We start from the raw sequence: 19,798 nt of genomic DNA, 5'->3' as shown, positions 1-19,798 counted from the left end.
AGGTCAGGCGGCCGCTGCCTCAGGCGGCGTCGAGCACGGCCCTGGCCTGATCCCAGCGGTACACGCCGGGGGTGCAGCCGTGCATCAACGCCAGGTCGACCGCGTCCACCATCGCCTGCAGCGGCCCGGGTTTGCGAAGGTGACGAGCCGCGACCGCAACCCGCACGACACCACCGCGCCGAGCGATCCGTTCGGCGGACAGCACCACCATCCGGCACCACCACGGCTCGGCGAGGAAGCCTTCGCCGATGCCGAGCACCCGGGCACGCACGGTGCTGTGACGGACCAGGTCGGTGATCCCGTGCAGATCGGCCAGCAAGCGGAAGCCGTTGTGCGGCAACGCTTTCACAACGCCAGGCGACACCACCCAGCCGGGTGCGGCGAACAGCCGGGTGCGCAGCCCGAGGTGCTCGAGCACCCGGTCGGCGGCCATCAATCGCAGGTTGGCCTCGTGCGCCCGCAGGATCGCGAATTCGCCGCGGCGCTTCTTCGTGACCGCGTCGTCGTAGCCGTGCAACACGATGGCGTCACCGCCCGCGCGACGGGTGGCCAGCCACTCGACGGTTCCCGGGTCGTGGTCGAGCCGGTAGTCGCCGGACAGGCGGGGAGCCACCAGTAACGACACCGGCACCTTGCGGGCATCCATTTGCGTGCAGAACGCCTCGACGTCGGGCAGGGTGCGTTCACCGATCCCCGAGACCGAGACGATCAATTTTCCAGACACACCAGCAGTTTGCCGATCCCAAGTGTCGGAACGGTGAAGGACACGCAGACAGCAGGCGTATATGCAGGCGCCCATGCGTGCTCACTGATTTCGGCGGTCGGGCGAACCCGCGCAGGCCGCAAACGTCGGGCTAGGTGATCAGTTCGATATGCTAAGCAACGCCATGGATGAGGCCTCGTACGCGGCGGCCAAAACGCCGCCGCCCCACGCCCCCACCGGGCAGCCGGGTGTCGAGGAACGGGTATATCCCGACAAGCTCGATGCCGCGCTGTTGCGGATCTCCGGCGTGTGCATCTTGGCCACGGTGATGGCGATCCTGGATGTCACGGTCGTCAGCGTCGCCCAACGAACCTTCATCGATCAGTTCGCCTCCTCGCAGGCCGTCGTGGCCTGGACGATGACCGGCTACACGCTCGCCTTGGCGACCGTGATCCCGATAACCGGGTGGGCCGCCGACCGGTTCGGCACCAAGCGCCTCTTCATCGGTTCGGTGGTGGCCTTCATCCTGGGCTCGCTGCTGTGCGCGATCGCGTCGAACATCCTGCAGCTCATCGTCTTTCGGATGGTACAGGGAACCGGCGGCGGCATGCTGCTGCCGTTGGGATTCATGATCTTGACCCGCGAAGCGGGCCCCGGCCGGCTGGGACGCCTGATGTCGATCCTAAGCATCCCCATGCTGCTCGCCCCGATCGGCGGGCCGATCCTGGGCGGCTGGCTGATCGACACCTCGAGCTGGCGGTGGATCTTTCTGATCAACGTGCCGATCGGACTTCTCACCGTCGCGCTCGCCGCCATCGTGTTCCCGCGCGATCATCCCGCGCGCTCGGAAACCTTCGACGCCATCGGCGTGCTGCTCCTCTCGCCGGGCCTGGCGATGTTCCTGTTCGCGGTGTCCTCCGTCCCGGGCCGGGGCACCGTGGCCGACCGCCACGTGGTGATACCGGCGACGATCGGCCTGGCATTGATCGCGGGCTTCGTCGCGCACGCCTGGCAGCACGCCGATCATCCCCTGATCGACCTGCGGCTGTTCCGCAATCCCGTGCTCACCCACGCCAACGTGACGATGCTGGTGTTCGCCGGGGCGTTCTTCGGCGCCGGCCTGCTGCTGCCGAGCTATTTTCAGCAGGTGCTGCACCACACGCCGATGCAGGCGGGCGTGCACATGATCCCCCAGGGGCTGGGTGCCATGCTGACCATGCGGCTGACCGGGCCGCTGGTGGACCGGCAGGGCCCCGGCAAGATCGTGCTGGTCGGCATCGCGCTGATCACCGCCGGCCTGAGCGCCTTCGCCTTCGGGGTGGCCACCCAGGCCCACTATCTGCCGACGCTGCTGGTCGGGCTGGCGATCATGGGCCTGGGCATGGGCTGCACCATGATGCCGCTGTCGGTGGCGTCGGTGCAGGCGCTGGCGCCCCACCAGATCGCCCGGGGAACGACGCTGATGAGCGTCAGCCACCAGGTGGGCGGCTCGGTGGGAACGGCGCTGATGTCGATGATCCTGACGAATCAGTTCAACCGGAGCGCCGACATCCGCGCAGCAAACAAGCTCGCCGCGCTGCACCAGAAGGCGGCGGTCGACGGGGTGCCGGTGGACCAGAGCGCGATGCCCAGGGAGTCGCTCGCCCCGGACTTTTGGAGCAATGTGTCCCACGACCTTTCCCACGCGTATACGGCGGTATTCGTGATTGCCGCCGTGCTGGTGGTTTGCACCTTCATTCCGGCGTGGTTTCTGCCCAAAAAACCCGCGAGCGAAACCGCCGGCGAATAAGCTGTTCGCCCAGGTAGGACCGCCACCAGCCCGTTTATCGCTTAACCGTGGTCGCGACGCAATCCGCGCGCCGCGAATTACACGCGTGCGAATAAGCGAATACGGATAAAACGCTTCAGCCGGGGCAACCCTGTGGATATGCTCAGCGGCGCCATGCAGAAGACCCGTTCCGCAGCCTTCAACGTCCCGTTGCCCACCGCGCCGGGACCGTCGCTGCGCGCCGAGGAATATCCCGACAAGCTGGACGCGGCGCTGTTCCGGATCGCCGGGGTGTGTGGGCTCGCCTGCATCATGGCGGTCCTCGACAGCACCGTCGTAGCTGTCGCGCAGCGCACCTTCATCGCGCAGTTCGGCTCCACGCAGGCCGTGGTCTCGTGGACGATCGCCGGCTACATGCTCGCGTTCGCGACGGTGATCCCGGTTACCGGATGGGCGGCGGATCGGTTCGGCACCAAACGGCTCTTCATGGGTTCGGTGCTGATCTTCACGCTGGGATCGCTGCTGTGCGCGATAGCGCCGAACATCTTGCTGCTGATCCTGTTTCGGGTGGTCCAGGGCATCGGCGGCGGCATGCTGCTACCGCTGAGTTTCGTCATCTTGACGCGCGAGGCGGGACCGAAGCGGGTCGGTCGCCTGATGGCGGTGGGCGGAATCCCGATCCTGCTCGGCCCCATCGGCGGGCCCATCCTGGGCGGCTGGCTGATCGGTGCGTACGGCTGGAAATGGATCTTCTTGGTCAACCTGCCGATCGGGCTGACGGCGTTCGCGCTCGCGGCCATCATGTTCCCGAAAGACCGCTCGGCCCCGTCGGAGGCCCTCGACATCACCGGCGCGCTGCTGCTCTCGCCCGGCGTGGCGATCTTTTTGTGCGGGGTGTGTTCCATCCCGGGGCGGCACACCGTCGCCGACCGCTATGTGTTGGTGCCCGCGCTCGTCGGCCTGGGCCTGATCGTCGCGTTCATCCTGCATGCCTGGTACCGGACCGACCATCCCCTGATCGACCTGCGGCTGTTCCGCAACCCGGTGGTCACCCAGGTCAATGTGACGCTGCTGGTGTTCGGGGCCGCCTCGGTGGGCGTCGGCCTGCTGGTGCCCAGTTTCTTTCAGATCGTCGGCCACGAGACGCCGATGCAGTCGGGGCTGCACATGCTGCCGATCGGCATCGGTGCGGTACTGACCATGCCGCTCGGCGGCGCCTTCATGGACCGGCGCGGCCCGGGCAACATCGTGCTCATCGGCCTGCCGCTGATGGCGGCGGGCCTGGGCGTCTTCACCTACGGAGTCGCCAGCCAGGCCGCCTACTCACCGGTCCTGGTGACGGGGCTCGCGATCATGGGGCTGGGTATCGGTCTGACCACCACGCCGCTCTCCGCGGCGCTCATGCAGGCGCTCGCCCCCCACCAGGTCGCCCGCGGGACGACGCTGATCAGCGTCAACCAGCAGGTGGGCGGGTCCATAGGCGCCGCGCTGATGGCGGTGATCCTGACCAATCAGTTCAACCGCAACGAGGCCCTGATGGCGGCGAACGAGATGGGCGGGGTGCGCGCCGCCACCGGCAAGCGAGGCCTGCCGGTCGACCCGTCGGCCCTCCCGCGCCAGCCGCTTGCCCCCGATCTGGCCAGCCATGTGTCCCACCACCTGGCGCACGCCTACGCGGTGGTGTTCATCCTGGCCGTCGTGCTGGTGGCGTTCACCATCATCCCGGCGTCGTTCCTGCCCAAGAAGCCACCGACCCCGCAGCTCGGCGACTGACGCGCGGCGGCCTAGGTCGACGACTGGGCCCCTGCGGCATCCAGCAGCCACGCGTATTGGAACGCCGCCTCCTCCCACGCCTTGTAGCGGCCGCTGACGCCACCGTGCCCGGCGTTCATCTGGGTCTTCAACAGGACCGGGCTGCCGTCGCCGTTGGCGTGTCGCAGCGCCGCGACCCACTTGGCCGGCTCGACGTAATAGACCCGCGTGTCGTTCAGCGACGTCATCGCCAAGATCGCCGGGTACCGCTTGGCCGCCACGTTCTCATACGGTGAATAGGACTTCATGTAGGAGTAGACGTCCTTGTCCGCCAACGGGTTTCCCCATTCGTCCCATTCGGTGACGGTCAGCGGCAAGGAGGGGTCCAAGATGGTGGTCAGCGGGTCGACGAACGGGACCTGCGCGAGAATTCCGGCGAAGAGCTCTGGGGCCAGGTTGGCCACCGCGCCCATCAACAGACCGCCGGCACTGCCCCCCAACGCGACCAGCTGAGCTGGCCGGGTGACACCGGAGTCCAACAAATGCCTTGCGACGGCAACGAAGTCGGTGAAGGTGTTCTTCTTCTCCAGCAGCTTGCCGTGCTCGTACCACAGCCGGCCCATTTCACCGCCGCCACGCACGTGGGCGATCGCGAACACCATGCCGCGGTCCAGCAGCGACAACCGGGCGATGGAGAAGCTCGGGTCGGTGCACAGCTCGTAGGCGCCGTAGCCGTAAAGCAATGCGGGCGCCGGGAATTCGATGCCGGCGCGGTGCACGACCGACACCGGGACCCTGGTTCCGTCGTCGGCGACGGCCCAGTCACGGCGCTCCACATAGTCGTCGGGCCGATAATCGCCGAGCACGGGTTGCTCGCGCAGCAGCGTGCGCTCGCCGGTGGCCAGGTCGATGTCATACACGCGCGCCGGAATCACCAGGGATCCGGCCCTGATCCGCAGCTTGGGCGCAGCCCAGTTGGGATTGCCGGCCAGCCCCGACGACATCAGCTCGGAGTCGAAGGAAATCTCTTCGGGCCCACCGTATGTGCCGTCGGCGTTGATGGGCCACAGCTGCAGCCGGGGCAGCGCCTCCCGGCGATAGCCGACGACGAGGTGGCCGGCGAAAGCGTCCACCCCGTCGAGCCGGACGTCGTCGCGGTGCGGGATCAGGGTGCGCTGCTGTGACGGATCGCTGACCGGCGCCTCGGCGAGAGTGAAGTTGACCGCGCCGTCGTTGTGCAGGATCAGGAACCGGTCCTGCCCGCCGATGACCGCGTGCTCCACCGCGTACTCGACACCCTCGCGGCGCGGCAGCACGACCGTGAACGTTGCCTGCGGATCGGCGGCGTCGGCGTAGCGATACTCCGAGGTGATCGAGGATCCCGAGGCGATGAAGACATAGGTCTCACTGCGCGTGAGACCCACGCCCAGCCAATACTTTTCGTCGGCTTCGTGATACACCAGCTCCGGCTCGGCACCCGAGCCCACCCGATACCGCCACACCTTGTCGGGACGGTGGGCGGCATCCAGGGTCAGGTAGTACACGGTGCGGTTGTCGGCGGCCCAGGTCGCGCCCGCCCCGATGTCGGCGATCGCGTCCGGGTACAGCTCGCCGGTGCGTAAGTCTTTGAACCGCAACGTGTACCGCTCATCGCCGAGGGTGTCGACCGAATAGGCCAGCAGGTTGCCGTCCAGGCTGACCGTCGCGGCGCCCAGGGAGAAGAATTCGTGGCCCTCGGCCTCGGCGTTGGAGTCGAGCAGGAACTGCTCGCCGGGGATCTCGGTGTCCTCGTCCAGGATCGGCGGGTCCCAGTCGTCGGGTCCGCTTATCGGGCAACGGCACTGGACGCGGTACTGCTTGCCTTCGTAGGTACGCGCGTAGTACCACCACTGGCCCTGGCGGGTGGGCACCGACAGATCCGTCTCCTTGGTGCGCGCCTTGATCTCGGCGAAGATCTGCTGCCGCAGCGGCTCAAGGTGCGCGGTCATCTGGTCGACGTATGCGTTTTCCGCCTCGAGATGGGCGATGACTTCGGGATTGGTCTTTTCGCGCAGCCACTCATACGGGTCGATGAAGACGTCGCCGTGATGCTCGCGCCGAGTCTCCACCCGCTTGGCGACGGGGGGCACCGACCCGTTTCGTTGGGTTTCGATCATGCGCTGGGACCGATCCAGTCACCGAAGCTCAACCCGGAAATGCGTTCGTAGGCCTCGATATAGCGCCCGCGGGTGGCCGCGATGATGTCTTCCGGCAGCCGCGGAGGGGGCTGGGAACCGTGACGGTCCCAGCCGGACTCGGGGCCGGTCAGCCAGTTGCGAACGAACTGTTTGTCGAAGCTGTTCTGGACGACGCCGACCTGGTACTCGTCGGCCGGCCAGTACCGCGACGAATCCGGGGTGAAGATCTCGTCCGCCAGTAGCAGGTTGCCGTCACGGTCGGTGCCGAACTCGAACTTGGTGTCCGCGATGATGATTCCCTTCCGGAGCGCGTGGTCGGCGGCCTGTACGTAGATCTGTAGGGTGCGGTCGCGCAGTTGGTTGGCGGGTACGGCGCCGACCAGCTCGATCACCCGCGCGAAGGAGATGTTCTCGTCGTGGTCGCCCAGTGCGGCTTTCGTCGCCGGGGTGAACAGCGGTTCGGCGAACCTGCTGGCTTCGACCAAGCCGGGCGGCAGGGGGATGCCGCAGACCTGTCCGGTCGCCTGGTAGTCCAGCAATCCCGAGCCGGTCAGGTAGCCGCGCGCCACGCATTCCACCGGAAGCATTTCCAGCTCACGCACCACCAGCGCGCGGCCCAGCACCTCGTCGGGGATGCGCGGATCGTCGGGCGGCCCGGCCAGATGGTTGGGCGCGTCCACGAGGCCGAAGAAGAACACGCTCATCGCGGTCAGGATGCGGCCCTTGTCCGGGATGGTGCTGTCCAGGACGAAGTCGTAGGCCGAGATCCGGTCGGTGGCGACCAGCAGTAGGTGCTCGTCGTCGACGCGATACAGCTCGCGGACCTTGCCGCTGGCCAGGTGCTGATAGTCGGACAGTGCGGGCATCCGGTCAGCCTATCGGGCACCTGCAATCCGGGTTTGTGCTGGGATCGGGGCTATGACACCGCGGTTTCTGCCCTACTCCACCCGACCCGGCCGGCTGGCCGTCCAGCTGTTCAGCGATCTCGCCGTCGTCGTGTGGACCCTGCTGTGGCTGCTCGTCGGGCTGGCCGTCTACGACGCCATCGCCACCATCGCCGACGCCGGGCGGCAGGTGGAGAGCGGCGCGAACGGCATCGCCGGCAACCTCGCGTCCGCCGGCCGCGAGGCCCAGCACATTCCCGTGGTGGGGGACACGGTCAGCAAGCCGCTCAACTCCGCGAGCCACGCCGCGCTGGACATCGCGGGCGCGGGCCACGATCTGGACAGCGCGGCGAGCTGGCTTGCGGTGCTGCTGGCGATGGCGGTCGTCGCGGTCCCGATCCTCATCGCGGTGCTCCCGTGGTTTTTTCTGCGGCTTCGGTTCTTTCGGCGCAAGTTGACGGTGACCGCCCTGGCCGCGACGCCGGCCGGGGCGCAGTTGCTGGCGTTGCGGGCGCTGACCAACCGGCCGGCCCGGAAGTTGATCGCCGTGAGCGCGGACCCGGTCGGCGGGTGGCGCCGTGAGGATCCGGTGACTATCGGCGCGCTGGTCGCGCTCGAATTACGGTCGGCCGGCATCGCGATCCGCGGTGCGTAGCAGCATCGCCCGCGCTAACAGCAGCAGCCCGGCGACGACCACAATGATCCACGCGGCCAACGCATCCCAGAAGAACACCAGCGAAACGGTGAGCAGCGAGCGCTGCCCGATCTCGACCGCCATGGCGAAGCTGGCCGCGGAGTACATGCCCAACGGGAAGACGAACGCCCACCACACACCGGCGAATTGCAGCATGTTGGGGTGCCGCCTGATGCGGTGCAGCGCGAAATAGATCAGCGGCGGTATCCACAGGGTGGCCGTCACCCAGGTCACGACGGTGACCGCGCGCACCGGCCCGGCCAGCCAGGCGGGAGCGACCGCGTGGATGGTGTCGCCGGCCAACGTCGCAATCGCCATGCCGCCCATCAGGATCCACGTGTCGGGTTCGAAGCCGTCCCGGTCCTGCCGTTCGTTGATCACCCGCCACATCGTCAGCCAGGTCATCAGGCCGTAGATGCACAGCGCCGCCAGCCAGCCGGCCACGGCCACCGCCAGCCACCAGTGATGGCCGGTCTGCCGCGCCGCCCGCGCGATCACGATGGCCAGACCCGAGGTGCCTACGCTGCCCAGCTGCCAGGCACCGTGGGCGCGGTCGCGTAGCTCCGGCCACCGGTGGGCCAGCATGTTTCGCGCGCTGAACAGGATCAGCATCAGCCAGGACGTCAGGCCGACCACGCCGAGCACCCGCGCCACCCACACGTTGGACGACAAACGCGTGTCGATCACCGCGCATGCGGCCACGAAGGTGATCAGCCGCAGGGTGACGTCGGGATCGGTCAGATCCCAGCGCAGCACCTGGCCCGGGCCGCAGGCCTTCACCACGACCAGGGTAACCAGCAACAACAGTCCGAGGGTGGCGATGACGCCCATCGTGTCGCTGATCAACCGGTAGCCGTGATTGTGCGCGCCGATCGACAAGATTCCCGTCGCCATCACCGCCGCGAACACATCGGGTGAGGGCTCGACATCGGCGAACCGGATCGTCACGGCTCTTCGTGAAGCTCCACGACGAGGTGCCGAATGCCGGTGTGCCGGTTGCTGCGGGCCCATTCGACCGGCCGGACGACCCGCGCCCCGCCGAACCGGGACAGCAGCTCTTCGAACAGCACCCGCAGCTCCAGCCGGGCCAGGTTGGCACCCAGGCAATAGTGCACACCCTGGCCAAAGCCCAAGTGCGGATTGGGCTTTCGGGCGATATCGAATTCGTCGGCACGCTCGAACACGCCGGCGTCGCGATTCGCCGAGCCTTCCCAGATCTGTATCTTCTGCCCGGCCTCGATCGACTGGCCGCCGAGGCTGACGTCACGGGTGGCGGTGCGCCGCTTGGAGGGCGACGGCGACGTCCACCGCACCATCTCCTCGACGGCCGTGGGCAGTGCCCCGAGATCGCCGCGCAGCGACTGCATTTGGTGCGGGTGGTTGGCCAGCGCCAGCAGGCCGCCCGCCACCGCGTTGCGGGTGGTCTCCGCGCCGGCGCTGAACAGCAGACTGAAGAACAGGTACAGCTCGAGGTCGGACAGGGCCGATCCGTCAGCGTCATCGAGCATCGCGTTGGCCACCACCGACAACATGTCATCGGTCGGGTTTGCGCGCTTGGACGCGATCAACTGCTGACCGTACTCGTACATCCGCGACCCGGCCTCTTCGAGAGAGAGCTGCGACAGGGACGCCTTGCGCGAACCACCGAAATCGAACTGCGGCTCGATGGCCTCGAACAACCAATGCCGTTCGGATTCAGGGACTCCCAGCAGGATGCAGATCATCTGCATCGGCAGCTCGGCGGCGATGTCTACCAGGAAGTCGAACGGCTCACCCGGGACCACCGCGTCCAGCAGCCGGCGCGCCCGGCCCCGCAGGTCGTCCTCTACCAGGCGGATCATCCGCGGCGTCAGACCGGAGCTGACCAGTCGCCGAATCTGCGAATGCCGCGGATCGTCCATCATGTTGAGCACCTGACCGGCGATCGCCAGGTCCTGCAGCAGCGTCCCGCCATAGGGCCGGGCGCCACCGGTGACCGAGGAGTAGGTCACCGGATCCTTGAGCACCTCAAGCGTTTCCGCGTAGGCGGCGACGGACCAGAAGCCCTCACCATCGGGGGTGTTGTCGGTCGGTGCGTGCCAGTACACCGGCGCCTCTCGCCGGTGGATGGCGAACAGCTCGTGCGGAAAACCGTTGGCGAAGTTGTCCAGATCGGTGAAGTCGATCGAAGCGAGCGCGCCGACCAGCGTCACAGGATCGCACCCGGGGCGTACTTGGCCGCGTCCGGGTAGCGGTTCACCAGCGCGTCCACCTGCGCCGCCACCTCGTCCACCTGGTCACCCGCGGCGCCGGTGAACGCCTTCTTGTCGGCCAGCGCCGCGTCCAGCGCCGCCCGGTCCAGCGGCAGCCGATCGTCGGCGGCCAGCCGGTCCAGCAGGTCGGGCTCGGCGCCGTGCTCGCGCATGGCCAGCGCGGTGGCCACCGCGTGTTCGCGGATCACGTGGTGGGCGGCCTCGCGGCCCACGCCGGCGCGCACCGCGGCGATCAACACCTTGGTGGTGGCCAGGAACGGCAGGTAGCGGTCCAGCTCGCGGTCGATCACCGCCGGATAGGCGCCGAACTCGTCGAGCACCGTCAAGAAGGTCTCGATCTGGCCGTCGATGGCAAAGAAGCTGTCCGGCAACGCGACTCGGCGCACCACCGAGCAGAACACGTCGCCCTCGTTCCACTGCGCACCCGCCAGTTCGGCGGCCATCGACGCGTACCCGCGCAGCACCACCTGCAGACCGTTGACCCGTTCGCAGCTGCGTGTGTTCATCTTGTGCGGCATCGCCGACGAACCGACCTGCCCCGGCGCGAATCCCTCGGTGACCAGTTCATGGCCGGCCATCAGCCGGATGGTGTGCGCCAGCGACGACGGTCCGGCGCCCAGCTGCACCAGCGCGGAGAGCACGTCGTGGTCCAGCGAACGCGGATACACCTGCCCGACGCTGGTCAATACCGTTGCGAATCCCAGGAATTCGGCGACTCGCCGCTCGAGCTCGGCGAGCTTGGCCGCGTCGCCGTCCAGCAGGTCGAGCATGTCCTGCGAGGTGCCCATCGGGCCCTTGATGCCGCGCAGCGGGTAACGGTCGATCAGCTCGCGCAACCTGGTCAACGCGATCAGGGTCTCCTGGGCCGCCGAGGCGAACCTCTTGCCCAGGGTGGTGGCCTGCGCGGCGACGTTGTGGCTGCGCCCGGCCATCACCAGGTCGCGATAGGCCACCGCCCGCTCGGCCAGCCGCGCCGCGACCGCCACGCCATGCGCGAAGACCAGCTCCAGCGAGCGCCGGATCTGCAGTTGCTCCACGTTCTCGGTCAGATCACGACTGGTCATGCCCTTGTGCACGTGCTCGTGGCCGGCCAGCGCGTTGAACTCCTCGATGCGCGCCTTGACGTCGTGGCGCAGCACCCGTTCGCGGTCCGCGATCGAGGCCAGGTCGACGTCCTCGATCACCCGCTCGTAGTCGGCGATCGCCTCGGGAGGCACCGCGACGCCCAGTTCGGCCTGCGCGCGCAGCACGGCCAGCCATAGCCGGCGCTCGCCGACGACCTTGGCCTGCGGCGACCAGATCGCGACCATCTCGGCACTGGCGTACCGGGTGGCCAGCACATTCGGAATGCTCACTTGGTCCTCACGAACACACAGCTTACGGTCGCGGCCATAGCCTATGCGGATGTACTTCGCCGGCGTCGACCTCGCCTGGGCGGGTCGCAACCCGACCGGCGTCGCCGTCGTCGATTCCGGCGGCGCCCTGGTGAGCGTGTGCGCGGTCCGCGACGACGACGAGATCCTGGCCGCCTTACGCCCCTACGTCCAGGGCGACTGCGTGGTCGCCTTCGATGCACCGCTGGTGGTGAACAATCCGACCGGGCAGCGTCCCGCCGAGGCGGCGCTCAACCGCGATTTCCGCAGGTACGAGGCCGGCGCGCACCCCTGCAACACCGGCAGACCCGAGTTCGTCGGCGGCCCCCGCGCGGGCCGGCTGGCCGCGGCGCTCGGCCTGGACGCGGACCCGCGATCGCAGGCCGCCCGCCGGGCCATCGAGGTCTATCCCCACGCGGCCACCGTCGCGCTGTTTCGCCTCGAACGCACCCTGAAATACAAGGCGAAGCCAGGCCGCAGCGTAGAGCGGCTCAGGTCCGAGCTGTTGCTACTCATGGACGGCGTCGAGCGGCTGGCGCGGGCCCCGGTGCCGCTACGCGTGGCCGGGCACGACGGCTGGGTCGCGCTGCGCCGGGCCGTCACGGCCGCGCAACGCAAGAGCGAACTGCGCCGCGCCGAAGACCCGGTCGATGCCGTGGTCTGTGCCTATGTGGCGTTGTACGCGCAGCGCAGCCCGCAGGACGTGACCATCTACGGCGACCTCGACACCGGCTACATCGTGACGCCGTCGCTGCCGGCGGATCCGATCCGCGCGTAACGGGCGCTCAGATCTGCACGGGCCGCTGATCGATCGGCGCGAGCACCTCGATCAGGTCGACCACCGCGCCCTGCGCCGCCGCGCGCGGGTCCCGGCCCTCCACCAGGGCCGACACCACCGAGCCATCGACCGCGCAGATCAGCGTGCACACCAGCTCGATGTGCACCGACCGACCCGAGCGCTCGAGGGCCTCGGCCACCGCCTCGGCGCGCTGGCGCAGGCTGCGACGCATGGTTTCGCGCAGCGCGGGCAGCCGGGTGCACGCGATGTGCCGCTCGTAGCGCGAGATCAGCTGATCGGTCAGGCCCGGTCCGGACACGTCGCCGACGAGCAGGTCCGCCAACACCTCGGCGATGGTCTCCGGTCCCCGGCGCCGGCGCGACATGGCGCTGACCCGCGACCGCAACTGCGCCACCTCGATCATCGCGATGTGTTCGACGGCGCGTGCGATCAGATCGTCGAGGGACGAGAAGTAGTAAGTGGTCGAAGCCAACGGCAATCCAGCCCGCCGCGCCACCGCCCGGTGCCGCACCGCTTCGAACCCGCCCTCGGCCAGCAACTCGGCGGCGGCGCTGACGAGCGCATACCGTCGACGTTCTCCTTTTGGAGTAACCGCTGCTGTCACGAGTAGCCATCGTGCCAGCCAAAGTGGTACTGCATTGCCATTTCGGCCAAACGGCGGGGGCATAATGGCCCGCATGCCCGACTTGAGCCGACGCGCCCTGCTCGGCCTCGGCGCCGGCGCGGCCCTCGGCGCGGTTGGCGTCTACGGGTTCGACATCCTGTTAGAACCCCGGACATCTCGCGCCGTGCCGGTATCGACGGCCGGCACCGGGATGCCATTGGCGCCGCCGCCCGGCCCGCCCCGCGATCCGGCTCAGCCGGCGGCGCCCGCCCCCACCATGGTGACCGGTGCCTTCGCCTCCGCCGCCCGCGGCGGGGCCAACACCAACTGGGCCATCGCCCGCCCGCCGGGCCAGACCAAGCCGCTGCGGCCGGTGATCGCGCTGCACGGCAAGGGCAGTGACGCCTCGACGGTGATGGCCGGCGGCGTCGAACATGGTCTGGCGCAGGCCGTCGACGCCGGACTGCCGCCGTTCGCGGTGGTCGCCGTCGACGGCGGCGGGGGCTACTGGCACAAGCGGTCGTCCGGGGAGGATAGCGGGGCCATGGTGCTCGACGAGCTCATCCCGATGCTGGGCAATCAGAATCTGGACACCTCGCGCGTGGCGTTCCTGGGCTGGTCGATGGGCGGCTACGGCGCGCTGCTGCTGGGCGGCCGGCTGGGGCCGGCCCGCACCGCGGCGATCTGTGCGGTGAGCCCGGCCCTGTGGATGTCCTCGGGTGCCGCGGCGCCGGGGGCCTTCGACGGGCCCGATGATTTCGCCGCGAATTCGGTGTTCGGCATGCCCGCGCTGGCCTCGATCCCGATCCGAATCGATTGCGGCGACAGCGATCCGTTCTACTCCGCGACGAAACAGTTCATCGCACAGCTGCCAAACCCGCCGGCCGGCGGCTTCTCTCCTGGCGGGCACGACGGTGCGTTCTGGAGCTCGCAGTTGCCCGCCGAGCTGACCTGGATGGCACCGCTGCTGACGGCGTAACGCGATACGCTCGCGCAGGTGACCGCACCCTTCGACTGGACCTTTCCGTACGCCTGGCCACGCAAGCCCATCCTGGCGGAAAACGTTGTGTGCACGTCGCAACCACTCGCCGCCCAGGCGGGCCTGCGGATGCTCGCCCAGGGCGGCAGCGCGGTCGACGCGGCCATCGCCACGGCCATCACCCTGACGATCGTGGAGCCGGTGTCCAACGGCATCGGTTCGGACGCCTTCGCCATCGTGTGGGACGGCACGCGATTGCACGGGTTGAACGCCTCGGGCCGCTCACCGGCGGCCTGGACACCGGAATACTTTGACGGGCAGGCCGTTCCGATCCTCGGGTGGAATTCGGTGACCGTGCCCGGCGCGGTGTCGGCCTGGACCGAACTGCACGCCAAGTTCGGCAAGCTCCCGTTCGAGCGGCTATTCGAACCCGCAATCGCCTACGGCCGCAACGGCTTTCTGGTTTCAACGACGGTCGCGCAGCAGTGGGCCGCCCAGGTGCCGCTGTTCGAACACCAGCCGGGGTTCGCCCAGGCGTTTCTGCCCGGCGGGCGCGCGCCCAAGCCCGGCGAGCGATTCAGCCTGCCCGACCATGCGGCCACGCTGGAGACGATCGCCGCGACCAACGGCGACGCGTTCTACCGTGGCGAACTGGCCACCCAGCTCGAGGCGCACGCGCTGGCGCACGGCGGGGCCATGCGGGCCGGTGATCTGGCGGCCCACCGCGCCGACTGGGTGGGCACGGTCGACGGCTGCTACCGCGGATACACGGTGCACGAGATACCACCCAACGGCCAGGGCATCGTCGCGCTGATCGCCCTGGGCATCCTGGAACACTTCGACTTGGCCTCGCTGCCGGTCGATTCCGCGGACAGCGTGCACCTGCAGATCGAGGCGGTGAAGCTGGCGTTCGCCGACGCCCAGGCGTATGTCGCCGACATCGAGCACATGCCGCTGGCACCGGAACGCCTGTTGGACAAGGAATATCTGAAGCAGCGCGCGGCACTGATCGACCGCCGACGGGCCAGGCCGGCATCCGCCGGCGCCCCGGCGGGTGGAACCGTCTACCTGACCGCCGCCGACGCCGCGGGAATGATGGTGTCGATGATCCAGTCGAACTACATGGGGTTCGGTTCGGGAGTGGTGGTGCCGGGCACCGGGATCTCGCTGCAAAACCGGGGCGCGAATTTCGCTGCCGCCCAAGGACATCCGAATGCCGTGGGTCCGAACAAGCGCCCCTACCACACCATCATCCCGGGGTTTGTGACCAAAGACGGCGAACCGGTCATGAGCTTCGGGGTGATGGGCGGAATGATGCAGCCCCAGGGTCACGTGCAGGTGATGGTGCGCATCGCCGACCACGGGCAGAACCCGCAGGCGGCGTGCGACGGCCCGCGGTTCCGGTGGGTGCAGGGCATGCAGGTGAGCTGCGAAACGGGGTTCCCGGACGCAACGCTCGACGAGCTGCGCCGCCGCGGGCACGACCTGGTCGCCGTCGACGACTACAACCAATTCGGCAGCTGCCAGGCGATCTGGCGGCTCGACGGCGGCTATGTCGCGGCCAGCGATCCGCGTCGGGACGGTCAGGCCGCGGCCTTTTAAACGCGGATCTTGCCCTCGGCGGCCAGCTGGGCGATGTCGCTGCGGAAGTGACTGCCCGGCAGGCGAATCGAACGAACGACCTCGTAGGCCCTGGTTCGCGCGGCGGCCAGGTCGGCCCCGGTGCCCACCACCGACAGCACCCGGCCACCCGAGGATACGATTTCACCGTCGTCGCGCCGGGCCGTCCCGGCGTGCAGCACCCCGTCGACTTCCGAGCCGACGATCACGTCGCCCACCCGGGGACGGCCGGGGTAGCTCTCCGCCGCCACCACCACCGTCACGGCGGCGCCGTCTTGCCAGCGCAGCTCGCCGAAGTCCGCCAAGCTGCCGCTGCCCGCCGCGTACAACAACTGGCCGAGCGGCGATTCGAGCAGGGCCAGCACCGCCTGCGTCTCGGGATCGCCGAAGCGGCAATTGAATTCGACCACCGCGGGGCCGTTGGAGGTGATCGCGAGCCCGGCATACAGCAATCCGCTGAACGAGCTGCCGCGCGCAACCATCTCCGCCGCAACGGGTTCGACGATGTTGCTGACCACGTCGCGGTACACCTCGTCGGGCAGCCACGGCACCGGGGCGTAGGCGCCCATCCCCCCGGTGTTGGGTCCGCTGTCGCCATCGCCGACGCGCTTGAAATCCTGCGCCGGCAGCAGCGGCACCACGGTTTCGCCGTCGACCACGCAGAACAGCGACACCTCCGGGCCGTCCAGATAGGACTCCAGGAGCACCGGGTGTCCCGCCTCGAGGAGCCCGGCGGCGTGCGCGCGGGCGACGGCACGATCCGCGGTCACCACCACGCCCTTGCCCGCGGCCAGGCGGTCGTCCTTGACCACCCAGGCCGCATCCCCCGCTGGCGGCCCGAACCGCTCCAGGGCGGCGTCTAAATGCGCCGGGGTATCGACGATTTCGCTTGTTGCGGTGCGGACCCCGGCCGCGGCCATGATCTCCTTGGCGAAGGCCTTGGAGCCTTCGATGCGGGCGGCGTCCTTGCTGGGGCCGAAACAGACGATGCCGGCGGCTCGCACCGCGTCGGCCACCCCGAGCACCAGCGGCACCTCTGGACCGATGACCACCAGGTCCGCGCGGACCTCGCGCGCCAGGGCGACGACGTCGTCCGCCGAGGTGATATCGACCTCGTGCTGGTCGGCCAGCCGCGCGGTGCCGGCGTTGCCGGGAGCGACCGCCAGCCCCGTGACCTGGGGGTCTTTGCGAAGCGCCAACAACAACGCATGCTCACGGGCACCGGAACCAATCACCAGGACACGCACGACACGTCACACTAGCCGGTGCGGCGGCGCGCACCCACAGTCCGGAGGTCTCAGAGGATCTTCTCGAGCAGCGCCTTGAGGTCGTTGCGCTGCGCGGCGGTGAGGCGCCCGAGGCGCTTGTCGAACTCGTCGGAGAGCAATCTCAGGCCGTTTTTGGCCGCGTGACGCCCGGCCTGGGTGAGCAGCAGCCGGTGCCGGCGCAGATCGGAGGGGTCGATCTCGCGACGCACGAAGCCCGCCGCCTCGAGCCGCTTGAGGTACAGCGTCACCGTCGCCTTGGGCATGCTCAACGCCGCCGCCAGCTCGGCCGGGTAGGGGTGCTCGTCGATCTCGGCGAGCAGGAAGAGTTCCTTGGACTCGAGGCCCAGCGCGCAGATGTCGGCCTCGGCGCACGAGATGACCGAGAGCAGCACCCGGTAGTTCAGTGACCAGATCTTGGCCGCATCGACCGCAGACATCGACTTGCCAGATAGTTCAGGCGTGAACTAGTTTTGTTTTGAACAACCGCATGGTCGAACAACTTACCAGGAAGTGGGCAGCATGCCGCTGGATGAATATGTGACACTCGGGCGATCCGGTCTGCGCGTCAGCCCCTTGTGCCTGGGCGCGATGACATTCGGCGAAGACCTCGGCTGGGGCACCAGTGTGGAAGAGTCCCAACAGATCATCGACCGCTACCTCGAACTCGGCGGCAACTTCATCGACACTGCCAACTTCTACACCCGGAGCCACTCCGAGAAGATCATCGGCGACCACATCGGGCGCCACCCGGCCCGTCGCGATCGGCTGGCGATCGCGACCAAGTTCAGCGGCAACCTGTATCCGGGTGATCCCAACGGCGGTGGCTCGGGCCGCAAGTCGCTGATCAACGCGTGCGAAAACTCGTTGCGGCGTTTGCAAACCGACTACATCGACCTGTACTGGCTGCACATCTGGGACGCCAACACTCCCATCGAGGAGACCATGGCGGCACTCGAGGACCTCGTCCGGGCCGGCAAGGTGCGCTACATCGGCGTCTCGGACACCCCGGCGTGGAAGATCGCCCAGGCCAACCTGATAGCCGGTTTCCGCGGCTGGTCGTCGTTCGTCGGGCTGCAGGTCGAGTACTCGCTGCTGGAGCGCGCCATCGAACAGGACCTGGTGCCGATGGCGGCCGAATTCGGGCTCGGCATCACCCCGTGGTCGCCGCTGAAGAGCGGCGTGCTGAGCGGTAAGTACACCCGGGCCAACAGCGGCCGGCACAACGCCGACCGCGGCGCCATGGTCGACGCCTTCCTCAACGAGGAGACCTACGCGGTCATCGACGAACTCGAAGCCATCGCGAAGGCACACGAGACCAACGTCGCCAGCGCGGCGCTGGCCTGGGTGCGCGCGCAGCCCGCCGTCTCGTCCGTCATCATCGGCGCGCGCCGGCTCTCCCAGCTCGAGGACAACGTCCGCGCCGTCGACGTGAATCTCGGCGCCGACGAGCTGGCCCGGCTGGACGCGCTGACCAAGCCGAGCTTCGGCTTCCCGCACAACATGCTGGAGATGGCGCCGGGCATCATCAACGGCGGCACGACGATCAACGGGGTCTCCGCGCCGATCTCCGAATACGTGATGCCCGAAGGCGTTCAGCCGTACTGAATCGGCGGCGAGGTCATCGGAGGCCCTGATAGATCAGGCGGGTGTACATCCTGGTGCGCTCCGTTCCGGCTGGAGTGACCTGCCCCATCTTATTCATGACGTAGGCGAATGTGGTGCGGCAGTAGGGATTCATGACCGCCATCGAGCCGCCCCAGCCGCCCCAGTAGCAGACTCTTTCGTCGGGAATGTCCGGCACCGCCTCCCGATGTGGTAGCGCGAAGCCGATGCCCCATCGCGCGGGCATGGCCAGCACCAGGTCGGTGCAGTTGGCCTGCTCCTCGAAGATCAGGTCGATCGTCTCGGACCTAAGCAGCCGCACGCCGTTTACGCTGCCGCCCAACGAGAGCGGCGACAACGCGCGCACCAACGAGCGGGCGTTGCCATGCCCGTTGGCCGAGCCGATCTCCGCGCGGCGCCATGCGGTGGTCTCCGCGGCCAGCGCGGCCGCCGAGGTGGGTGGCACGGCGGCGAACGTCTTGCGCATCGGATGGTCGTCGGGCACCGCGTCCAGGGGCACGTCCAGCGGCGGTGGCGGAACGAGTTCGGCGATGCGCTCGTCGTCCTCGGGCCGAGCACCGATCTGGAAATCTGCGCCGAGCGGTCCGCTGATCTCCTCGCGCACAAAATCTTTCAGCGTCGTACCGGTGACCCGGCGGACGAGTTCACCGACGAGGTGACCGATGGTAATCGCGTGGTAGCCCGAGGCGGTCCCCGGCGGCCACCATGGCGCCTGGGCGGCGAGTTGCGACGTGGACTTGTCCCAGTCGTAAATGTCCTCAAGCCTGAAAGGCATCTCCCAGCCGGACACCCCAGAGGTGTGACTGAGGACGTGGCGCACCTCGATGTGCTCCTTGCCGTTGGCGGCGAACTCGGGCCAGTACTTGGCGACGGGGGCAAACGAATCGAGCAGACCGCGGTCGATCAGCATCAGCGCCGCCAGCGCGGTCACATTCTTGGTGCTGGAGAAGACGTTGACGATGGTGTCCCGCGACCAGTCCCGTGTTTTCGCTCGATCGGCATACCCGCCCCAGATGTCGACCACGAGCTCGCCGCCGATATCGACAGCGATGGCGGCGCCCAGCTCGCGACCCGTGGTGACCTCGTCAGCCAGCGAGGCGACGAGATCCTCGAAGCGGCTGTCGTAGTGGCCATGTAGTACGCCCGTGGTGAAGTGGGCATCGATTCTGGCGTGGCTTCCGGCAAGACTCGCCTGGCTGTTCATGTGTCGCCTCCATTCTTTGGTGACCTCACTATGGGTACCGGTGAGTGACAGAACATCCGCCAAAGGGCCTAGCGCGCGGGCGGACGACCGAGCGGCTT

At 68.2% G+C, this 19,798-nt stretch carries 17 protein-coding genes; 7 read left to right on the top strand and 10 right to left on the bottom strand.

Translation table 11 applies throughout. The annotated features are described in order from the left end of the window. Positions 1-19: 19 nt before the first annotated feature. Positions 20-724 (bottom strand): DUF2334 domain-containing protein, encoded by a 705-nt coding sequence (locus tag DQP58_RS10075; protein ID WP_112708259.1) that lies wholly within the window; start codon positions 722-724, stop codon positions 20-22. A 148-nt stretch (positions 725-872) separates the two neighbouring features. Between DQP58_RS10075 and DQP58_RS10070 the strand changes: the two genes are divergently transcribed. Both DQP58_RS10070 and DQP58_RS10065 read left to right on the top strand, forming a co-directional pair. Next, entirely contained in the window at positions 873-2,492 is a 1,620-nt protein-coding gene (locus DQP58_RS10070) for a DHA2 family efflux MFS transporter permease subunit (RefSeq protein WP_240629711.1), read from the top strand. Positions 2,493-2,630: 138 nt separating this feature from the next. Beyond that, on the top strand, positions 2,631-4,244 hold the full coding sequence (locus DQP58_RS10065; protein WP_112708257.1) for a DHA2 family efflux MFS transporter permease subunit: 1,614 nt from the start codon (positions 2,631-2,633) through the stop codon (positions 4,242-4,244). Positions 4,245-4,255: 11 nt separating this feature from the next. Here DQP58_RS10065 and DQP58_RS10060 read toward each other — a convergent pair whose 3' ends face one another. After that, positions 4,256-6,379, bottom strand: coding sequence for a S9 family peptidase (locus tag DQP58_RS10060; protein ID WP_112708256.1), 2,124 nt, complete (start codon positions 6,377-6,379; stop codon positions 4,256-4,258). Next, positions 6,376-7,266 carry a phosphoribosylaminoimidazolesuccinocarboxamide synthase gene (locus tag DQP58_RS10055; protein WP_112708255.1) on the bottom strand — a complete coding sequence of 297 codons (891 nt, stop codon included), beginning with the start codon at positions 7,264-7,266 and terminating at the stop codon, positions 6,376-6,378. The genes DQP58_RS10060 and DQP58_RS10055 overlap by 4 nt, the downstream gene beginning before the upstream one ends. A 52-nt stretch (positions 7,267-7,318) precedes the next feature. On the opposite strand from DQP58_RS10055, the gene DQP58_RS10050 reads away from it, so the two are divergent. After that, positions 7,319-7,939, top strand: coding sequence for a hypothetical protein (locus tag DQP58_RS10050; RefSeq protein WP_112708254.1), 621 nt, complete (start codon positions 7,319-7,321; stop codon positions 7,937-7,939). On the opposite strand, the gene DQP58_RS10045 is transcribed toward DQP58_RS10050, so the two are convergent. From DQP58_RS10045 to purB, 3 genes are read right to left on the bottom strand one after another with little or no spacing between them, the layout of a single operon-like run. Next, complete coding sequence (locus tag DQP58_RS10045; RefSeq protein WP_112708253.1) at positions 7,904-8,926, bottom strand: tellurite resistance/C4-dicarboxylate transporter family protein; 1,023 nt, start codon at positions 8,924-8,926, stop codon at positions 7,904-7,906. The genes DQP58_RS10050 and DQP58_RS10045 overlap by 36 nt on opposite strands. Next, positions 8,923-10,170, bottom strand: coding sequence for a cytochrome P450 (locus tag DQP58_RS10040; RefSeq protein ID WP_112708252.1), 1,248 nt, complete (start codon positions 10,168-10,170; stop codon positions 8,923-8,925). The genes DQP58_RS10045 and DQP58_RS10040 overlap by 4 nt, the downstream gene beginning before the upstream one ends. Further along, positions 10,167-11,585 carry an adenylosuccinate lyase gene (gene purB / locus DQP58_RS10035; RefSeq protein ID WP_112708251.1) on the bottom strand — a complete coding sequence of 473 codons (1,419 nt, stop codon included), beginning with the start codon at positions 11,583-11,585 and terminating at the stop codon, positions 10,167-10,169. The genes DQP58_RS10040 and purB overlap by 4 nt, the downstream gene beginning before the upstream one ends. A gap of 49 nt (positions 11,586-11,634) precedes the next feature. On the opposite strand from purB, the gene DQP58_RS10030 reads away from it, so the two are divergent. Continuing rightward, positions 11,635-12,381: a DUF429 domain-containing protein gene (locus DQP58_RS10030; RefSeq protein WP_112708250.1), complete on the top strand. Its 747-nt coding sequence runs from the start codon at positions 11,635-11,637 to the stop codon at positions 12,379-12,381. A gap of 7 nt (positions 12,382-12,388) precedes the next feature. Here the strand turns inward: DQP58_RS10030 and DQP58_RS10025 are convergent, their stop codons facing one another. After that, entirely contained in the window at positions 12,389-13,006 is a 618-nt protein-coding gene (locus tag DQP58_RS10025; RefSeq protein ID WP_430915824.1) for a TetR/AcrR family transcriptional regulator, read from the bottom strand. Between the two features lie 61 nt (positions 13,007-13,067). On the opposite strand from DQP58_RS10025, the gene DQP58_RS10020 reads away from it, so the two are divergent. Both DQP58_RS10020 and DQP58_RS10015 read left to right on the top strand, forming a co-directional pair. Then, positions 13,068-13,985 carry an alpha/beta hydrolase-fold protein gene (locus tag DQP58_RS10020; protein WP_112708286.1) on the top strand — a complete coding sequence of 306 codons (918 nt, stop codon included), beginning with the start codon at positions 13,068-13,070 and terminating at the stop codon, positions 13,983-13,985. Between the two features lie 18 nt (positions 13,986-14,003). Beyond that, the gene (locus DQP58_RS10015) at positions 14,004-15,587 is read left to right on the top strand and encodes a gamma-glutamyltransferase family protein (RefSeq protein ID WP_112708249.1); all 1,584 of its coding nucleotides are present in this window, start codon (positions 14,004-14,006) and stop codon (positions 15,585-15,587) included. Here the strand turns inward: DQP58_RS10015 and purD are convergent. Continuing rightward, complete coding sequence (gene purD / locus DQP58_RS10010) at positions 15,584-16,852, bottom strand: phosphoribosylamine--glycine ligase (RefSeq protein ID WP_112708248.1); 1,269 nt, start codon at positions 16,850-16,852, stop codon at positions 15,584-15,586. The genes DQP58_RS10015 and purD overlap by 4 nt on opposite strands. Positions 16,853-16,902: 50 nt before the next feature. Further along, on the bottom strand, positions 16,903-17,310 hold the full coding sequence (locus DQP58_RS10005; RefSeq protein ID WP_112708247.1) for a MarR family winged helix-turn-helix transcriptional regulator: 408 nt from the start codon (positions 17,308-17,310) through the stop codon (positions 16,903-16,905). Between the two features lie 73 nt (positions 17,311-17,383). Here DQP58_RS10005 and DQP58_RS10000 point away from each other — a divergent pair, with 73 nt between their 5' ends. After that, on the top strand, positions 17,384-18,478 hold the full coding sequence (locus tag DQP58_RS10000; RefSeq protein ID WP_112708246.1) for an aldo/keto reductase: 1,095 nt from the start codon (positions 17,384-17,386) through the stop codon (positions 18,476-18,478). A 13-nt stretch (positions 18,479-18,491) separates the two neighbouring features. Here DQP58_RS10000 and DQP58_RS09995 read toward each other — a convergent pair whose 3' ends face one another. After that, the gene (locus tag DQP58_RS09995) at positions 18,492-19,700 is read right to left on the bottom strand and encodes a serine hydrolase domain-containing protein (protein WP_112708245.1); all 1,209 of its coding nucleotides are present in this window, start codon (positions 19,698-19,700) and stop codon (positions 18,492-18,494) included. Between the last annotated feature and the right edge of the window lie 98 nt (positions 19,701-19,798).

This window comes from Mycobacterium colombiense (assembly GCF_003284975.1).
Taxonomy (GTDB): domain Bacteria; phylum Actinomycetota; class Actinomycetes; order Mycobacteriales; family Mycobacteriaceae; genus Mycobacterium; species Mycobacterium europaeum_A.
Note: the sequence above shows the minus strand (reverse complement) of the source record. Positions and strands in the feature narration are given on the sequence as shown.